Genomic DNA, 17,590 nt, shown 5'->3' on the forward strand with positions numbered 1-17,590 from the left:
TGGATCTCCTCATTCCCAGCAGCGATCGGCGCGACCCTTGGCGGTCTGCGCACGCGGGCAGTCGCGCGGTGCGATGCGGCCTTCGGTCAGCTCCATGCGCTGTTTCCCCCCCTTGGCATCGCGGCGCAGTTCGAAGGCATCGTAGAGACGGCCGGTCACGGTGCGTGCTTCATAGCGCAGGCGCTGCGGGTCGATGTTCAACACCTGGAACAACTGGGTGTCTTCGGCCACCGGATCCATCGTCTTTCGTGCCTCGTCGGAGAGACGGTACTGCTTCGGCCCCGCCACGGTTACCACGTACTGCGGCGTTGCGGCCTGCCCCTCGCCACGGCGGCCATAGGTGTGGTCGTGGCCCTGCAGCACCAGATCGACGTTGTGGCGGCGTACCACCGGCAACAGCACCTCACGCAGCGCGGCGTTCTCGCGCCCTTCGCGCGGCGAGTAGAACGGCTGGTGCAGCAACACGATGGTCCACGGCTGCGGATTGCCGGTCAGCACCTTGTCCAGCCATTGCGCCTGTGCCTTGGCGGTGCCAAGGTCGAGTGCCGAAGTGCCATCGACCACCGCCACGCGCACGCCCTGCGCATCGAACCAGTAGCTGCTCTGCTGCGCAGCGCTGGCACCATTGCCCGGCAACGCGAACGTGACCGGCCAGTGGCGGCCCAGCACCCGGCGCTCCTGCGGGGTGTCCTCGAATTCCTCGAAGTACTCGTGATTGCCTATGGCCGGCGCCACCAGCATTTCCTGCGCCAGCCAGCCGACGGCGGCAAACCATTCGCCCCACTCGCTGTCATCCATGTTGTCGCCGCCGCTGACCAGGTCGCCGGCAAACAGGCTCATGCGTGCCTGCGGTGCGGCCTTCTGCGCGGCACGCACCACGCGGCTGACATGGCTGACGTTCTTGTTCTGGGTATCGCCGAAGTACAGCAGGGTCAGCGGCTGGTCGGCGGCAGCCAGCGTGCGCAGCTGGTTCCATGCACTCCAACTGCCGTTGCCCTGCACACGGTAGACGTACTGGGTATCCGGCTGCAGGCCATCGATATCTGCACGATGGTGGTGCGACAGGCCGTTCTCGGTCTGCAGCGCGCGGGTCGTCGCACGAACCTGGCGGATGCCTTCGATGGCCGGCGAATCTGCGGCCATTGCGATCTCCAGCAGCGGCGCCTGCACGCTGCCATCGGTGCGCCAGGCCACTGCGAACCCATGGCTGGAATCGGCCACCGGCGAGGCGACGATGCGGTCCGGCACCGTCGTCGCTGCGTAGTGGCGGCTACCTGCCGGCACCTGGGTATTCGGTTCGGCCGCCGCGAACGACAGCGACGGCAGCGTCAGCAGCAGACCCAGGGCCAACGTGCGCATCACGCGCTGCCGGCTCATGCGCCACACTCCAGCGGCAACGCCAGTTGCTTGGCGATGCTCTCCCAGTCGAACGCTACCACGCCCTGGTCGTCATGCACGGCATAAAGCGCACCGTGCGGGAAGCGCGTGCTGGCTTGCTGCATCATCCAGATGCCATCGGTGTTGGCCACGGTATTGCCCTGGAACGCGCCGACCGGCTTCAGCGTGTGCCGGTCGAACAGATGGAACACGCTGCGCTGCTTGCCCTGTTCGGTGGTGATCCACCAGCCATCCTTGCCGCAGGTGCGCAGGGCCACGCCTTCGGCCTGTGCCTTGAACACGTCGCGGCCGAAGGTGGTGCCGGTGAAGCGGCCCGCGAGGGTGTAGACCTTGAACTCGCTGGCGTAGCTCTCGTCCTCTTCGGCGATCAGCAGGCGGTCGTTCTCGGGATCGCCCCAGATCGACTCGACCACGCGCAGCGCACCAGTCTCGGTGGTATCGCCGATGCTGGCCACCAGCTTCGCGTCGACCTTCTCACCATTGCGGGTCACGTGATACTGGCGCACGCGCTTGTCCAGCTCGGCCAGCGGCGGCAGGATGTCGCGCCCCTGTGCATCCTCGCCGTTGTCCCAGGAGTCGGTGACGTAGACGCTGTAGCCATCGGCACGGCGGTCGACCCACAGCCCGTAAGGCTTGCGCAGGTCGTCCGCCGCGAACGTCGCCAGCGGCGCGAAGTCCGGCAGGCGCAGTACCTGCACGCGGTGATTGTCGCGCTCCACGATCCACAGCAGGTCGTCGGTCACCGCGATGCCGTTTGGGCGGTCGAACTGCCCCGGTGCGGTGCCGCTGCTGCCGACGTCACGCAGGTGCTGGCCGGTGCTGCCGTCGTAGACCACCAGCTTGTCGGTGGCCTTGGCAGTGGCGATCAGCCACAGTACGCCGTCCGGCGCGCGCCAGGCCGCCGGCGAGTCGATGTTGTCGGCCGGGGTCATCGGTGACAGGAACGCTTCGGCGATGGTGGCTACCTTGCGCTCGCCACTGGCGGCCGGCGAGGCCGCTCCCGCAACCGGATCGTTGCCGGTGGCCGGCTTGCAGCCGGCGACCAGCGTAGCCGCCAGCGCGGCGGCCAGGACAGTGACGCCACGCCCCATCACAGCGCCACCTTCAGGCCCAGCGCATAGGTGCGGCCGTACTCTTCCAGCTGCAGGGTGCGCGAACGGGTGCCCTGGTACAGCTCCAACGGCTTGTCCAGCAGGTTCTGCGCCTCGAAGTACACGCTCACGCGCGGGGTGAACTTGTAGTCAAGCGAGAAATCGAGCTGGGTGTTGGGTGCCACGTAGATGTCGAATGCGCGCCCCTTGCCGATGCTGTCCAGGTACTCGCTGCGGTACACGGCCGCCAGGCGCGTGCTTACACCGTACTTTTCATAGCCGATGTGTGCGCTGTAGACATGCTTGGAAGCGCGCGGCAGGGTGAAGTCCTCGCCCGCACGGTCCTTGATGCCGGCATCGAACTTCGTATCCAGCCAGGTGCCACTGGCGCCGACCAGCAGGCCATCCAGGCCGTCCGGCAGGAAGGCCAGCTGCTGCTGCCAGTTGAACTCCGCACCACGCACGGTGGCCTTGCGACCATTGATCGGCTGCGTCACATCGAATCCACCGTAGGCCGGATCATTGGTGCGCACGGTTTCGACGATGTAGCCATCGATCGACTTGTGGAACAGGCCCAGCGAAACGATGCCGCTGCTGCCGATGTACTTCTCCACCGACAGGTCGATGTTCTTCGACTCGTACGGATCCAGTTCCGGGTTACCCAGGCGCACTTCCTCGTCACCACGGCTGTAACCCGCGCGCGGCGAGACGTCGCCGAAGGACGGGCGCGATACGGTCTTGTTGGCCGAGGCGCGCAGCACCCAGTCATCAGCCGCGTCATAGCGCAGGTGCAGGCCCGGCAGCACGTTGGTGTAGCTGCTGTTGGCCACGCGCGGGGTGACGGTGAAGCTGCGGCCGTTGGCGGCCACGTCCACCTGGTTGCCAATCGCCTTGAAGCGGGTGTTCTCCACGCGCACGCCGCCGATGAGGCGCAGCGCGCCCACGTCCCAGGTACCCATGGCGTAGCTGGCGAAGATGTCTTCGCTGGCCACGTAATCCTCTTCCAGCGACGTCATCGCATTGCCGCCGACGTCCTGCGGGCGAGCGCTGTACTGGCTGCCATTGGCCGCCCAGAAGGCACGCATCGCCGCCGAATCCATGCCGTCGCCGAAGTTGCCGTGGCGATGTTCGGGCGAGGAGGTGGTCCAGCCCGCCAGCGCCACCTTCGGGCCGACGCGTAGTTCGCGCTCATCCACATTCACGTCGCGGTCGCGCCAGCGGCCCAGCAGACCGAACTTGATGCTGCTGCTGTCGCCGTCGAAGCGCACGTTGACCTGCGCGCTGTGCTCCTTGTCGCTCACTTGCTTGGGCGATAGCACGAAGCGGTCGAACGCGTAGTTGCTGTTGTCCAGCCACTGCGGGTTGTCGAAGCTGTAGCTGGGCAGCCGGCTGCTCTGGTCCAGGCTGCCGTTGAACGCCCTGCCGTTGAGCTTGAAACGCGCCTCCATCTCGTCGTTCACGCGCTCTTCGGTACGGGTGTAGCCGATCCGGTAATCAACCACGGCGTTGGTCAACTTGTTCTCGCCGCCCAGGCTGGCCGCGAAGGTGTTTTCCTTCTTGGTGCGGTAGCGCATGCGCTTGTCGATCGAGTCCTTCGGCATGCCATCCAGGCGGTACTGGTCGGTGCCGGTCTTGACCATCTTCGCGTCGTCGAAGTTGAAGATCACGCGCTGGCGGGTCTCCGCATCGTCGAACTGGCTGTACAGCGTGCGCAGGTAGTACCTGCTGTCTTCGTCCGGCCGCCAGTCGAGGTTGAGGTTGGCGCCGATGCGCTTGCGCTCGATCTCGTACTTGCGGTGCTGCAGGTTGATCGCGGTCACGTCACCGGGGGCGGCATCGTCCTCGCCGTCGTACTCCACTTCGGTGTTGTCCGACTCGAACCGGCGCTTCTGGTAGTTCACGCCCAGCGCCACGCCGAAGGTGTCGTTGAACACTTCGCTGTAGTTGAAGGCCGCCTTCGGGCTGGTCTCGCCGGACAGCTGCTGGTGGCTGCCCTCGATCTTGCCACGCAGGCTGCGACCGTCGCGGTCGAAGGCCGAGGCCGATTCCACCAGCACGGCACCGCCGATGGCATCACCGGGCATGTCCGGGGTCGGCGACTTCACCACGCGCAGGCGTTCGGTGGAATCGGACGGGATCACGTCCAGCGGCGCGGCACGGCTGGAATCCTCCGGCGTGCCCACGGCGATGCCATCCACGCTGACGCTGTTGAGATTGGCGTCCAGGCCACGGATGACCACGAAACGGCCCTCGCCCTGGTCACGGGTCACGCTGATGCCCGGCAGGCGCTGCAGCGACTCGGCCACGTTCTTGTCCGGGTACTGGCCCAGGGCATCGGAGGACACCGCGTCTTCGATGGCGTCGCTGCCGCGCTTGAGGTCGACCGCGCGGACCTGCGATTCGAGCTGGGCGCGCACCTCGATACGGTCCAGGTCGACCGCGTCGGCCGCCACGGCGCCGGTGGCGGCTACCGCCTGCTGCCCGGCGGCCTGCAGCGGGGCGGCAGCCCCCATCGCCAGGGTCAGGGTGATGGCAACGGCCAACGGAGTCTTGATATGCACTGGAATCCCCATTCCTGTTAAGAATGGGTCTGCACGGTATGTCCGCAAGGTTGCATGGCCGTGACATGCCTCTGCACATTTCATGTACAGCGGCCCCGGGCCCGGTTTGGGCTTCGCCCCGCCAATCCGGCAAAATGGCGGCCTCTCTCCCTATTCCCCTTCCCGACCATGAAGATCGTCGAAGTGCGCCACCCGCTGGTGCAGCACAAGATCGGCCTGATGCGCAACGCTGCGCTCAGCACCAAGGATTTCCGCGAACTGGCCAACGAGCTGGGTACGCTGCTGGCCTACGAGGCCACCGCCGACCTGGATACCGAGCCGCACACCTTGGCCGGCTGGGCCGGCCCGGTGACGGTGCAGCGCATTGCCGGCGCCAAGATCACCGTGGTGCCGATCCTGCGTGCCGGCCTGGGCATGCTCAGCGGCGTGCTGTCGCTGATTCCGGCCGCCCGTGTCAGCGTGGTCGGCCTGCAGCGCGATGAAGAAACCCTGCAGCCGGTACCCTACTTCGAGCGCCTGACCGGCCGCCTGGAAGAGCGCGACGCACTGATCCTCGACCCGATGCTGGCCACCGGCGGCACGCTGATCGCCACCATCGACATGCTCAAGCGCGCCGGCGCCCGTCGCATCAAGGGCATCTTCCTGGTGGCCGCGCCCGAAGGCATCGAAGCAGTGAAGGCCGTGCATCCGGACGTGGAAATCTACACTGCGGCCATCGATGCCCAGCTCAACGACAAGGGCTACATCCTGCCCGGACTGGGCGACGCGGGTGACCGCATCTTCGGCACCCGCGTCGGCTGATCCGGCGAACCGTGGTCGGATCCCTCTCCGCAGGAGAGGGCTCTGACCCGACAACCGTTCGCCGGCCCGCTTCGCCGCGTCACGTGAACGCCCGTGGACGCGGGTGTGGCCGACGCGTGATTCTTCACGTGGCCTTACCGGTCGGAAGCGAATGCTCCGCGCACCCGCCACCGCTTGGAGCTCCCGATGAAAGCCTCTTTCCTGCTGGCCGCTGTCCTGCTGGTCGGCCTGCCCCTGACTGCCAATGCCACCACCCCGCAGCAGCAGCGCATGGCCGAATGCTCGGCCAAGAACAAGGGCTTGAAGGGGGATGCCTACAAGACCGCGCAGAGCTCCTGCCTCAGCGGTCATGCCGCCGAAACCAAGCCGGTCAATACGCAGCAGGAACGCATGCGCAAATGCAACGCTGACGCAGGCGCGAAGAAGCTGGCCGGCGATGCGCGCAAGACCTTCATGAGCAGCTGCCTGAAGGCGTCGTAACGACGAGTGATGTGGAGCCGAGCCCACGCTCGGCTCTGCCATTAACCTAGGGCGCGCGCCTTCAGCTCGCCCTGTTCGTGCAGGGTCACGAAACGTCCCTTGTCATCACGGCCCAGCTGCGCCAGCGCCACCTGCGGGTCGTGGGTGAAGAACAGCCGCACGTTGCGCGCCAGCTTGTCTTCAAGGAACTGCCGTTTCTCGTCGATCAGCAATTCGGCATTGCGGTCATAGCCCATGGTGATCGGCACGTGCACCCATGAACGACCTGGGATGAGGTCGGCACAGAACACCACGCCACCATGCGCATCTTCACCGGCATGCGCGTGGCCAACGATCTCGGCCAGCATCAGCCCCGGCGTATGCCCATCGCTGTAGCTGAAGCGCACGCTGCGGCCGAGCGCCTTCGAGTACTCCCCCTCCACTACTTCCAGGCGGCCACTGGCCTGCAGCAGGCCGGGCAGCTCAGGAATGAAACTGGCCCGATCGCGCGGGTGTGGCCGCACGGCGCGCTGCCAATGCTGCGCACCAACCACATAGGTTGCGTTGGGGAACAGCAGTTCGGGCTCACGCCCTTCGCTCCATGCGGCAAGCAGGCCACCGGCATGATCGAAGTGCAGGTGGCTGAGCACCACCACGTCGATGTCCTCGTGCTCGAAACCCGCTTCGCGCAGTGAATCGATCAGCACGTGCTGGCTTTCCTGCACGCCATAACGCTCGCGCATGCGCGGGTCGAAGAACGCACCGATACCGGTTTCAAACAGTACTGTCTTGCCTTCCAGCGGACTGGCAAGCAGCGCACGGCAGGCCAGCTCGATGCGATTGAGCTCGTCCGGAGCCGCCCATTTTTCCCACAACGCACGCGGCGCGTTGCCGAACATCGCGCCACCGTCCAGGCGCTGCGAGTTTCCACGAATAGACCAGAGTTTCATGCGTCGATTATCGGCGCCGGACTGTTAAATAATCGCTAGAAAGGAAACAGGAAACCCCGCCGGTTGGCGGGGTCCTGGTGATCTGCCAGATTGCCGGCCAGTGGCCGGCACCGCCACATCAGTGGGCCGGCACGACCTGGGCACTGCCCACCGGATTGCGCGGGTCGCTGCCGCCGAACAGCTTGTTCGCCTTGCGGTCCCATTCCACGGTCTGCAGGTTGCCCCACACGTGGCTGGAACCGCGACCGCCGGCGGCGACATTGCCCGGCAGGTCGATCCTGTGGCCCATCGCCTGCAGCTGCTTCACCGTCGCCGCGTCGAACGCATCGTCCTCGGCTTCGATCAGATCCGGCAGCCACTGGTGGTGGTAGCGCGGCAGCGCGGCAACCTGCTGCGCGTCCAGGCCGGCGTCGTAGCCGAGGATGCCCAGCAGCACCATGGTGATGATGCGGCTGCCACCCGGCGTGCCCAGCACGATCACCTTGTCGCTGTTTTCCATGAAGGTCGGCGTCATCGAGCTGAGCATGCGCTTGCCCGGCTTCGGCGCATTGGCCTCGTAGCCCATCACGCCGAAGGCATTGGGCGTACCCGGCTTCAGCGCGAAATCGTCCATCTCGTTGTTCAGCAGCACGCCGGTGCCCTTGGGAATGAGCCCCGAGCCGTACAGCAGGTTGACGGTCTGGGTGGCGCCGACGCGGTTGCCGTCGCGGTCGATGATCGAGAAGTGCGTGGTCTCGTCGTCTTCCAGCGGCGTCGGATTGCCCGACAGCAGGTCGCTGGGCGTGGCCTTCTCCGGATGGATGGTCGCGCGCAGGCCCTGTGCGTAGTCCTTGCTGGTCAGCACCTTCTGCGGGATCTGCACGAAGTCCGGATCGCCGAGGAAGAACGTACGGTCGCGGTAGGCACGGCGCATCGACTCCACCACCAGGTGGGTGCGGTGCGCCGGGTCCATCTTCCTGATGTCCCAGCCTTCCAGGATCTGCAGCATGCTGGCCAGCGCGATGCCACCCGACGACGGCGGCGGCGCGGTGGTGATCTTCCAGCCGTTGTAGTTGAACACGATCGGCTCGCGCTGCTTCACGCGGTAGCCGGCCAGCTCTTCAGCGGTCCACTTGCCGCCGGCCTGCTTGACGCCGGCCAGCAGCAGCTTTCCGGTCTGGCCCTTGTAGAAGCCATCGAAGCCACCTGCGGCCAGGCGCTCCAGCGTCTGCGCCAGCTCCGGCTGCCTGAACAGGTCACCGCTGGCGATCGGCTTGCCGTTGCGCAGATAGACTTCACGCGTGCCGGGATAGCGCTCCATCACTTCACGGCGCGACGCATAGCCCTTGGCCATGCGGTCGTACACCGGGAAGCCTTCGCGCGCGATGCGGATCGCCGGCTGCAGCGATGCAGACAGCGGCAGCTTGCCGTGCTTGGCCGACAGTTCGACCAGCGCCGCAGGCAGGCCGGGAATACCCGCCGACCACGCACCGTTGACCGAGCGGTCGCGGTCCAGGTTGCCCTGCTTGTCGAGGAAGGCCTGCGGCGTGGCCGCCGCCGGTGCGGTCTCGCGTGCATCCAGCATCACGTCCTTGCCGGTGGCCGCGTCGTGCAGAAGGAAGAAGCCGCCGCCGCCGAGTCCGGAACTGATCGGCTCGACCACCGCCAGCGTGGACGAGACCGCCACCGCAGCGTCGAAGGCGTTGCCGCCCTGCGCCAGGATATCGATACCGGCCTGGGTGGCCAGCGCGTGGCCGCTGGCAATGGCTGCGCCGTCGGGGCGCTCGGCACGGGCCGGGCTGTCGGCCCAGGCCATCGGGCTCAGCAGCAGGCCGAGCAGCAACAGGGGGCGGACGATCAGCGTCTTCATTCGGATGGGGGCTCCGCATAGAGTTCGGGGTGATCGTGCTGCAGCTGGCGCAGCTTGGCCAGCAGCTGGTCTTCCGTTTCCACGATCTCCGGATCCGGGTCGATGCACTCGACCGGGCAGACGACCACGCACTGTGGCTCGTCGAAATGACCCACGCATTCGGTGCAGCGCGCAGGGTCGATCACGTAGATGGTTTCACCCATCGCAATGGCCTGGTTCGGGCAGGCCGGCTCGCAGACGTCGCAGTTGACGCAGAGCTCGTTGATTTTCAGCGACATGGCGATACTCCTCGCCCGCGCCTTGGGACAAAGGACCGGCCAGCGCGGGCGCGCGGGCCGGTCAGGTCATCAGCGGCGCCCTGGCAGGACGCCGCCCGGGCCATGCCGGAGCATGGCCGCCATGGCTCGGTATTACTTGGCTTCGACGAAAATGTACTCGGCACCGGTCGGCTGGATCGCAGCCTGCACGCGGGCGTTGTCGGCCGACTGGCCGATGAAGACGACGCGCACGCCCTTCATCGAATCCGGCGACACGTCCTTGAACACGGCCTGGATCATGTCAGCCATCTTGCCCGAGGCCGACGAACCAAAGGCCAGCATGTTGCCCGGCTGCACGCCACGGGCCACGGCCTGGGTCGCGCTCTCGGTCTGGCGCTCGTACTTGGCCTGGAAGTCCGGGTCCGATTCCGGGGAGAGGTAATACAGGAACGGGCTGTTGGTGATGTTGCCCATGTTCTGGATCGCCACTTCCTGCAGGTACTTCTTCCAGCCGGCATCGTCGTCCTTGGACGGAGCGACCAGGGCCTGCTTGGCCTCGTCGACCGGAGCGGCCTCTTCCTTCTTGCAGGCGGTGAAGGCCAGGGCCAACGAAGCGATCAGCATCGCGCGCATGGTGGTGTTCATGGATTTCCTCCCGGAATGGTGCGTGGTGTTGTACGTAATGGGGTGCAGGTACGGCGGGCTTACGACTGTGCCGCCTTCGCTTCGCGGACCTTGCGCAGGGCTTCGAGCACCGCGGCCGGCACGAAACCGGACACGTCGCCGCCCAGGCGCGCGATCTCGCGGACCAGCGAGGACGAAATGAAGCTGTGCTGCTCGGCCGGGGTCAGGAACAGGGTCTCGACCTCGGGGATCAGGTGGCGGTTCATGCTGGCCATCTGGAACTCGTACTCGAAGTCGGACACCGCGCGCAGGCCGCGCAGCAGCACCCCGCCCTGGACCGAACGTACGAAATGGGCCAGCAGGGTATCGAAGCCGATGACTTCGACATTGCCATGGTGGGCCAGGGCGCCACGCGCCAGCTGCACGCGCTGTTCCAGCGGCAGCGCCGGGCCCTTCGACGGGCTCTGCGCCACGCCGACCACGACCTTTTCGAACAGCGGCGCGGCCCGGCTCACAAGGTCGATGTGACCGTTGGTGATCGGGTCGAACGTGCCGGGATAGACGGCAATGCGGCGGTTGGCCACGGTCATGGGCGGTAGCAGATGTTCAGATGAGGTCAAAGTGTAGCAGTGGCACGGCGGTACAGGGCAAAACGCACCTCACGGGTGCCGCCCTCGCGGTGCAGCAGCCAGCCCTGCGGCAGCACCGGCACGTGGCCGGCCGGCGATTCCAGGTACAGCCAGGCATCGGCTGCCAGGTGCCGCGGCAGCTGGGCCAGCACGTCCTGCCACAGGCCATCGGCGAATGGCGGGTCGATGAACACCAGATCGGCCTGCTGCGCCTGCGCACCCTGCAGCCAGCGCAGGGCATCTGCCTGCACGACGCTGATCTGGTCGCTGGCCTGCAGCTTGGCCACGGCGGCGGTCAGGTTGCGTCCCAGCTGCGCATCGCGCTCGACCAGGGTGGCGTGGGCGGCACCGCGCGAGACGGCTTCCAGCCCCAATGCGCCGCTGCCTGCGAACAGGTCCAGGACGCGGGCCCCGCCCAGCTTGGGCATCAGCCAGTTGAACAGGGTCTCGCGCACACGGTCGCTGCTGGGCCGAAGCCCCGGCAGGGTCGGCACCGGCAAGCGGGTATTGCGCCAGCGACCGCCGATGATGCGGACCTGGCCGTCGTTGCCCCCACGGCCGCTCATTGGCGTCCCCGGCGGGAGGTATTCAAGAATTTCAGCATGAGTGGGATTGTAGTTCGGCCGGGCCGCGGCCGGGGACGCGCCAACGCATGCGCGCTGTCGCTCCCACGCTTCGCTGCGCGAAACGCGGGCCCCACTTACCAGCTTCCATACCCCCGCCGCTTCGCGGCCGCCCCCTGACTCAGGGGGCTCTACCCCAGACGCGATCCGATGCTCGACATACAGGCGGGGTCAGATCCGTTTTCCTGCGGAAAACGGATCTGACCCTGGTTTGGATTTCGATATCTGAGAGATTCCATCCACGCATGGCGTGGATCTACTGGCCGCCGGCCAACTATCGAAGGCGTGGCGGTGTCGGATTGCGCGGTGTCCCCGCAATCCGACACCGCCCCGCCATCCCACGGATAGCCCGCTGTTGCTTCGGCTGTTGCTCTGGCCTCTGCGGGTGCCGGGCGCAGCCCGGCCGAACAACCCCTTGATTTCGGGACAATCACCCCTACCCCTTGGCGAGGCCGCACGCGCTGGCGCGGCATTGCACATGGAGCCCTATCGATGACCGAGACCACCCAGACCGAAACCCTTGGCTTCCAGACCGAAGTCAAGCAACTGCTGCAGCTGATGATCCACTCGCTGTACTCCAACAAGGAAATCTTCCTGCGCGAGCTGGTCTCCAACGCTGCCGACGCCGCCGACAAGCTACGCTTCGAGGCCCTGACCCAACCGGCGCTGCTGGAAGGCGACAGCGAGCTGCGCGTGCGCGTCAGCTTCGACGCCGCCGCCCACACCATCACCATCGAAGACAACGGCATTGGCATGAGCCGCGCCGAAGCCATCGCCCACCTCGGCACCATCGCCAAGTCCGGCACCGGCGACTTCCTGCGGCAGCTGTCCGGCGACCAGAAGAAGGATTCGCAGCTGATCGGCCAGTTCGGCGTCGGCTTCTACAGCGCTTTCATCGTCGCTGACGAAGTGGAAGTGACCTCGCGCCGCGCCGGCCTGGCTGCAGCCGAAGGCGTGCGCTGGAGCTCGCGTGGGGAAGGCGATTTCGAAGTGGCCACCGTCGACAAGGCCGAGCGCGGTACCCGCATCGTGCTGCACCTGAAGGACGGCGAGCACGACTTCGCCGATGGCTGGCGCCTGCGCAGCATCCTCAAGAAGTACTCGGACCACATCGGTTTGCCGATCCAGATGCCGAAGGAAGGTGGCGAAGAAGGCGCCACCGTCGAGTGGGAGACCGTCAACCGCGCCAGCGCGCTGTGGACCCGCCCGCGCACCGAGATCAGCGACGCCGAGTACACCGAGTTCTACAAGCACGTAGCGCACGACCATAGCGACCCGCTGGCGTGGAGCCACAACAAGGTCGAGGGCAAGCTGGAGTACACCTCGCTGCTGTACGTGCCCGGCCGCGCGCCGTTCGACCTGTACCACCGCGATGCGCCCAAGGGCCTGAAACTGTACGTGCAGCGCGTGTTCGTGATGGACCAGGCCGAGCAGTTCCTGCCGCTGTACCTGCGCTTCATCAAGGGCGTGGTCGATTCCAACGACCTGTCGCTGAACGTCTCGCGCGAGATCCTGCAGTCCGGCCCGGTCATCGATTCGATGAAATCGGCGCTGACCAAGCGTTCGCTGGACATGCTGGAGAAGCTGGCCACCGACAAGCCCGAGCAGTACGCCACGTTCTGGAAGGAGTTCGGCCAGGTGCTGAAGGAAGGCCCGGCCGAGGACTACAACAACCGCGAGAAGGTGGCCGGCCTGCTGCGCTTCGCCTCCACCCGTGGCGACGGCGATGCGCAGAGCGTGTCGCTGGCCGATTACATCGGCCGCATGACCGAAGGCCAGGACAAGATCTACTACCTCACCGGCGAGAGCTACAGCCAGGTGCGCAACAGTCCGCACCTGGAAGTGTTCCGCAAGAAGGGCGTGGAAGTGCTGCTGCTGACCGACCGCATCGACGAGTGGCTGATGGGCTACCTGACCGATTTCGACGGCAAGGGCTTCGTCGACATCGCCCGTGGCGATCTCGACCTGGGCGCACTGGAAACCGATGCGGACAAGCAGGCACAGGAAGCGGCAGCAAAGGACAAGCAGGGCCTGGTCGAGCGGCTCAAGACGGTCCTGGGTGACGAAGTGGTCGAGGTGCGCGTGTCGCACCGCCTGACCGATTCGCCGGCGGTGCTGGCCATCGGCGAGCAGGACCTGGGCCTGCAGATGCGCCAGATCCTGGAAGCCAGCGGGCAGAAGGTGCCGGACAGCAAGCCGGTGCTGGAGATCAACCCGGGCCATCCGCTGATCGCCAAGCTCGACGCCGAAGCCGATGGCGCGCGCTTCGACGACCTCGGTCGGGTGCTGTTCGACCAGGCCGCGCTGGCCGCCGGTGACAGCCTGAAGGATCCGGGTGCCTATGTGGCGCGCCTGAACAAGCTGCTGCTGGAGCTGTCGGCCTGATCGAGGCGGTGGTCGCCGGGCATGGCCCAGCGGTGCCTTGGTAGAGGCCAACCTTGGTTGGCGCCCCAAAAGCGTGCCAACCAAGGTTGGCACCTGCCAGGGGGGGTAAGCATGCCAACCAGGGTTGGCACCCACCAGGGGCGGCGGTTCGCGCCTGCCGAGGGGGCTCAGGCTTCCCGATCCAGCAGCGAACCCAGCAACGGGTCCTGGCGGCGGATCACCGAGGCATTGGCGGCGAAGGCCACCACCTCGGCTTTCGCCGCCAGCAGATCTCCCAGCGGTGCACCGACATCAGCGCCGGCGGCAGTCACCGAGGCCTGCACCCCACCCTGTCCAGTGGCACCGCGCTGCAACTGCAGGCGCTGCGCATCGGGGGTGGCCAGATTGGCCACGTTGTGCGCTGCCACCTGCACGCCCTGCTGGGCCGCACGCATCCCGCCGAGGGCGATTCCCATCACGTTGTTCATGGCGGTCTCCGGGCCGCTCCGCGCAACCCTCCGGACCGGTTAACGGCCGGCCGGCCGCGACCTTGAGTCCACATCGGCCCGACAGGCCCGAGTGGTAGCATATCCCTCTGATTTCAGCGCCTTTTGCCAATGCTCAGTTTTTTCCGCCGCAAGAAGCCCCAGGATGCCCCCACCACGGAGGCGTCCAAGACCCAGCACTACTCGGCTGAAGAGCTGGCGGCGGCGTTCCCGTCGGCCGCCCCGGCCGAAGACGCACCCACCGCCGCGGTGGTCGAAGCCAATGCACCCGCACCTGCACCGGAATCGGCCCCGGTCGCCGAAGTGCCTGCCGTGCCAGCTGCGCAGCCGGCCACCGCGCCCGAGGACGTCCAGGCTGAAGCGCTCGCTGCGGCCGCTGTGCTGGCTCCTCTGGCTCCGGTCATTCCGGTCGAGGAACCCACCGCCCCGGCCACCGACCTGCCTGCGCTGGTGGATGCCCCTCCGGCGCCCGCCGGCAAGCCCGGCTGGCGCGAGCGCCTGCGCAACAGCGTCATCGCGCGCAGCTTCGGCGGCCTGTTCTCGCGCAACCCCAAGCTCGACGACGATCTGCTGGACGAGCTGGAAACCGCCCTGATCACCGCCGACGTCGGCGTGGGCGCCACCACCGATCTGGTCGAGGGCCTGCGCAAGCGCATGAAGTCGCGCGAGTTCGCCGACGCCAATGCGCTGCTGGCCGCGCTGCGCGCCGAACTGATCGCGATCCTGCAGCCGGTGGCCAAGCCGCTGGTGATCGACCGCAATGCCAAGCCCTTCGTAGTGCTCACCGTCGGCGTCAACGGCGTCGGCAAGACCACCACCATCGGCAAGCTGGCCAAGCGCTTCAAGGATGACGGCCACAGCCTGATGCTGGCTGCCGGCGATACCTTCCGCGCCGCCGCCGTGGCCCAGCTGCAGGCCTGGGGCGAGCGCAACGGCGTGGCCGTGGTTGCGCAGGGGCAGAACGCCGATGCCGCTTCGGTGGCATTCGACGCGCTGCAGGCCGGCAAGGCCCGCGGCACCTCGGTGCTGATCGCCGATACCGCCGGCCGCCTGCACACCCAGTCCGGGCTGATGAACGAGCTGGGCAAGATCCGCCGCGTGCTCGGCAAGATCGACCCCACCGCCCCGCACGAAGTGCTGATGGTGATCGACGGCACCACCGGCCAGAACGCGCTGTCGCAGCTGCGCCAGTTCAATGCCGCAGTGAACGTGACCGGCCTGGTGGTGACCAAGCTGGACGGCACCGCCAAGGGCGGCGTGGTGTTCGCACTGGCCCGCGAGTTCGGCATTCCGATCCGCTTCGCCGGCATTGGCGAGCGCCCGGAAGACCTGCGTGTATTCGACCCGGAAGCCTTCGTCGACGCCCTGCTGCCCGAAGCATTGGGCGCCTGATACACCGTGCAGCCACGCATGGCGTGGCTCTACTGCGATCTGGTAGAGCCACCCCATGGGTGGCTGCCTCCTTCCGGAACACTCATGCCCCGCCAGCCGCACGCCAGCGCCGACACTGCCAAGGAAGACGACTTCGTCGCCCGCCTGCTGCACTGGTTCGACGACCACGGTCGCCATGACCTGCCCTGGCAGCACCCGCGCAGCCCCTATCGGGTCTGGTTGTCGGAGATCATGCTGCAGCAGACCCAGGTGGCCACGGTCATCCCGTACTTCCAGCGGTTCCTGCAGCACTTCCCAACCCTGCCCGAGCTCGCCGCCGCCAGCAATGACGCGGTGATGGCGCAGTGGGCCGGGCTCGGCTACTACGCCCGCGCACGCAACCTGCATGCCGCCGCAAAGCGCTGCGTGGAACTGCACGACGGCGACCTGCCGCGCGATTTCGATGCATTGCATGCCCTGCCCGGCATCGGCCGCAGCACCGCCGGTGCGATCCTCAGCCAGACATGGAACGATCGGTTCGCGATTCTCGACGGCAACGTCAAGCGCGTGCTCAGCCGCTACCACGGCATCGACGGCTTTCCCGGCCTGCCGGCCATCGAGAAACAACTGTGGGCGATTGCCCAGGCGCACGTCGCGCAGGTGCCGGCCGGGCGCATGGCCGATTACACCCAGGCGCAGATGGATCTGGGCGCGACGGTATGCAGCCGGGCCAAGCCGGCCTGCGTGATCTGCCCGCTGCAGGACGCGTGCGTGGCGCGGCGCGAAGGCCGCACCGCTGAACTGCCCACGCCCAAGCCCAGCAAGACCCTGCCCGAACGCGAAGCGGTCGCCCTGCTGCTGCGCGACGCCCAGCAACGCGTGCTGCTGCAGAAGCGGCCGGACACCGGCATCTGGGCGCAGCTGTGGACGCTGCCGCAGGCCGAGGCCGGCAGCGACCTGCAGGACTGGTTCGACGCACATGTCGACGGCTCGCTGGAAGATGCAGAGGAACTGCCGGTGCTGCAGCACACCTTCAGCCACTACAGGCTGCACCTGCAGGTATTGTCACGGAAGGTGCGCGGCCTGCGGGTGGAAGAACCCACGCTGCGCTGGGTCGCCAACGACGAGCTACCCGCATTGGGCCTGCCGGCACCGATCCGCAAACTGCTCGACGGCGCCACGATCAAGACGCCGAAACGAAATTCCAGCAAACCCCGTAACCACGAGTGAATGCCATGCCCCGAACCGTCTTCTGCCAGTACGAACAACGCGATGCCGAGGGCCTGGACTTCGTGCCCTACCCCGGCGAGCTGGGCCAGCGCATCTTCAACAACATCGGCAAGCAGGCCTGGGCCGCGTGGCTGGCCCACCAGACCATGCTGATCAACGAGAACCGGCTGTCGCCGCGCACGCCGGAACATCGTGCGTTCCTTGAAGGCGAACTGGTCAAGTTCCTGTTCGAGAAGGACGCGGAAAAGCCGGCCGGCTTCACCCCGGAAGCCTGACAGGCAGGTCGTGCAGGCCGATGGCCGGCAATCTGGCATCTGCGCGATGCCGGCCAGCGGCCGGCACTACCGCGCTATTTCGCGTTTTCCTCGCGCTCCTGCACCTGCGCCTGGCGCAGCTTCTGCTCGGACGCGCGCAGCGCCTTCACATCCAGCTTGCGGATGCTGTTGATGAAGCACGGCAGGCGCGGGCCGCCGGTGGGGTCGCGCACCAGCACTTTGTCAAAGCGCGACGACACACGGCCCATGCTGCTGGTCAGACCGATGGCGGTCGCATACGGCAGGTCCTGGCAGGGACCATTCAACTCCAGCAGATAGGCTTCGCTGGGACGGGTCCACACCGCCAGCGCACTGTCGCCCAGCTCGGTCCAGCCATTGAGGCTGCCAAAGAACTGCATGTCGTTCTGCGGCGCGCCGGCGTGGGCACGGTACAGATCCAGTCTTTCGGTACTGCTGAGCCGGCCGGTCGTCGCACAGGCGGCCAGTGCCAGGCAGATTCCGGCCATCAGGATCGGGGTCTTCATGGCGATCTCCTCGGGGAACTGTCGCCATCATGCGCCTGGGCTGGCAACGCCGGCGCGACGGCTCGTGCCCCATTCAGC

The 17,590-nt window shown here is 66.8% G+C and carries 17 protein-coding genes; 6 read left to right on the forward strand and 11 right to left on the reverse strand.

What is annotated here, in order from left to right; genetic code table 11:
- Positions 1 to 9: 9 nt before the first annotated feature.
- From N5E02_RS02670 to N5E02_RS02680, 3 genes are read right to left on the reverse strand one after another with little or no spacing between them, the layout of a single operon-like run.
- On the reverse strand, positions 10 to 1,359 hold the full coding sequence (locus N5E02_RS02670) for a metallophosphoesterase family protein (RefSeq protein WP_279945807.1): 1,350 nt from the start codon (positions 1,357 to 1,359) through the stop codon (positions 10 to 12).
- 14 nt (positions 1,360 to 1,373) lie between these two features.
- Positions 1,374 to 2,489: a phytase gene (locus N5E02_RS02675; RefSeq protein WP_279945800.1), complete on the reverse strand. Its 1,116-nt coding sequence runs from the start codon at positions 2,487 to 2,489 to the stop codon at positions 1,374 to 1,376.
- Entirely contained in the window at positions 2,489 to 5,050 is a 2,562-nt protein-coding gene (locus N5E02_RS02680) for a TonB-dependent receptor (RefSeq protein WP_279945802.1), read from the reverse strand. The genes N5E02_RS02675 and N5E02_RS02680 overlap by 1 nt, the downstream gene beginning before the upstream one ends.
- 168 nt (positions 5,051 to 5,218) lie before the next feature.
- Between N5E02_RS02680 and upp the strand changes: the two genes are divergently transcribed.
- Both upp and N5E02_RS02690 read left to right on the forward strand, forming a co-directional pair.
- Positions 5,219 to 5,851, forward strand: a complete 633-nt coding sequence (gene upp, locus N5E02_RS02685) for a uracil phosphoribosyltransferase (RefSeq protein ID WP_005416149.1) — start codon at positions 5,219 to 5,221, stop codon at positions 5,849 to 5,851.
- Positions 5,852 to 6,037: 186 nt separating this feature from the next.
- On the forward strand, positions 6,038 to 6,331 hold the full coding sequence (locus N5E02_RS02690; protein ID WP_065179494.1) for a PsiF family protein: 294 nt from the start codon (positions 6,038 to 6,040) through the stop codon (positions 6,329 to 6,331).
- Between the two features lie 41 nt (positions 6,332 to 6,372).
- Here N5E02_RS02690 and N5E02_RS02695 read toward each other — a convergent pair whose 3' ends face one another.
- From N5E02_RS02695 to rsmD, 6 genes are all read right to left on the reverse strand, one after another.
- A complete protein-coding gene (locus N5E02_RS02695; protein ID WP_005416147.1) occupies positions 6,373 to 7,260 on the reverse strand; it encodes an MBL fold metallo-hydrolase in 888 nt (295 codons plus the stop codon).
- A gap of 118 nt (positions 7,261 to 7,378) precedes the next feature.
- The gene (gene ggt, locus N5E02_RS02700; RefSeq protein ID WP_065195834.1) at positions 7,379 to 9,109 is read right to left on the reverse strand and encodes a gamma-glutamyltransferase; all 1,731 of its coding nucleotides are present in this window, start codon (positions 9,107 to 9,109) and stop codon (positions 7,379 to 7,381) included.
- Positions 9,106 to 9,387 carry a YfhL family 4Fe-4S dicluster ferredoxin gene (locus N5E02_RS02705; RefSeq protein WP_004153175.1) on the reverse strand — a complete coding sequence of 94 codons (282 nt, stop codon included), beginning with the start codon at positions 9,385 to 9,387 and terminating at the stop codon, positions 9,106 to 9,108. The genes ggt and N5E02_RS02705 overlap by 4 nt, the downstream gene beginning before the upstream one ends.
- Positions 9,388 to 9,519: 132 nt before the next feature.
- Positions 9,520 to 10,011, reverse strand: coding sequence for a hypothetical protein (locus N5E02_RS02710; RefSeq protein ID WP_004153167.1), 492 nt, complete (start codon positions 10,009 to 10,011; stop codon positions 9,520 to 9,522).
- A gap of 59 nt (positions 10,012 to 10,070) precedes the next feature.
- Positions 10,071 to 10,580 carry a pantetheine-phosphate adenylyltransferase gene (gene coaD, locus N5E02_RS02715; protein ID WP_005416145.1) on the reverse strand — a complete coding sequence of 170 codons (510 nt, stop codon included), beginning with the start codon at positions 10,578 to 10,580 and terminating at the stop codon, positions 10,071 to 10,073.
- Positions 10,581 to 10,606: 26 nt separating this feature from the next.
- The gene (gene rsmD, locus N5E02_RS02720) at positions 10,607 to 11,185 is read right to left on the reverse strand and encodes a 16S rRNA (guanine(966)-N(2))-methyltransferase RsmD (RefSeq protein ID WP_005416144.1); all 579 of its coding nucleotides are present in this window, start codon (positions 11,183 to 11,185) and stop codon (positions 10,607 to 10,609) included.
- A 549-nt stretch (positions 11,186 to 11,734) separates the two neighbouring features.
- Between rsmD and htpG the strand changes: the two genes are divergently transcribed.
- The gene (htpG, locus tag N5E02_RS02725) at positions 11,735 to 13,627 is read left to right on the forward strand and encodes a molecular chaperone HtpG (protein WP_279945803.1); all 1,893 of its coding nucleotides are present in this window, start codon (positions 11,735 to 11,737) and stop codon (positions 13,625 to 13,627) included.
- Between the two features lie 167 nt (positions 13,628 to 13,794).
- On the opposite strand, the gene N5E02_RS02730 is transcribed toward htpG, so the two are convergent.
- Entirely contained in the window at positions 13,795 to 14,094 is a 300-nt protein-coding gene (locus tag N5E02_RS02730) for a hypothetical protein (protein ID WP_065185205.1), read from the reverse strand.
- A 129-nt stretch (positions 14,095 to 14,223) separates the two neighbouring features.
- Here N5E02_RS02730 and ftsY point away from each other — a divergent pair, with 129 nt between their 5' ends.
- From ftsY to N5E02_RS02745, 3 genes are all read left to right on the forward strand, one after another.
- Entirely contained in the window at positions 14,224 to 15,504 is a 1,281-nt protein-coding gene (gene ftsY / locus N5E02_RS02735) for a signal recognition particle-docking protein FtsY (protein WP_005416141.1), read from the forward strand.
- Positions 15,505 to 15,588: 84 nt separating this feature from the next.
- Positions 15,589 to 16,713, forward strand: coding sequence for an A/G-specific adenine glycosylase (mutY, locus tag N5E02_RS02740; protein WP_065179418.1), 1,125 nt, complete (start codon positions 15,589 to 15,591; stop codon positions 16,711 to 16,713).
- Between the two features lie 5 nt (positions 16,714 to 16,718).
- Complete coding sequence (locus N5E02_RS02745) at positions 16,719 to 16,988, forward strand: oxidative damage protection protein (protein ID WP_014036808.1); 270 nt, start codon at positions 16,719 to 16,721, stop codon at positions 16,986 to 16,988.
- A gap of 74 nt (positions 16,989 to 17,062) precedes the next feature.
- On the opposite strand, the gene N5E02_RS02750 is transcribed toward N5E02_RS02745, so the two are convergent.
- Positions 17,063 to 17,512, reverse strand: a complete 450-nt coding sequence (locus N5E02_RS02750; protein ID WP_065185206.1) for a DUF6491 family protein — start codon at positions 17,510 to 17,512, stop codon at positions 17,063 to 17,065.
- Positions 17,513 to 17,590 lie beyond the last annotated feature (78 nt).

It is taken from the genome of Stenotrophomonas sp. GD03777, assembly GCF_029842485.1.
Taxonomy (GTDB): Bacteria; Pseudomonadota; Gammaproteobacteria; order Xanthomonadales; family Xanthomonadaceae; genus Stenotrophomonas; species Stenotrophomonas sepilia.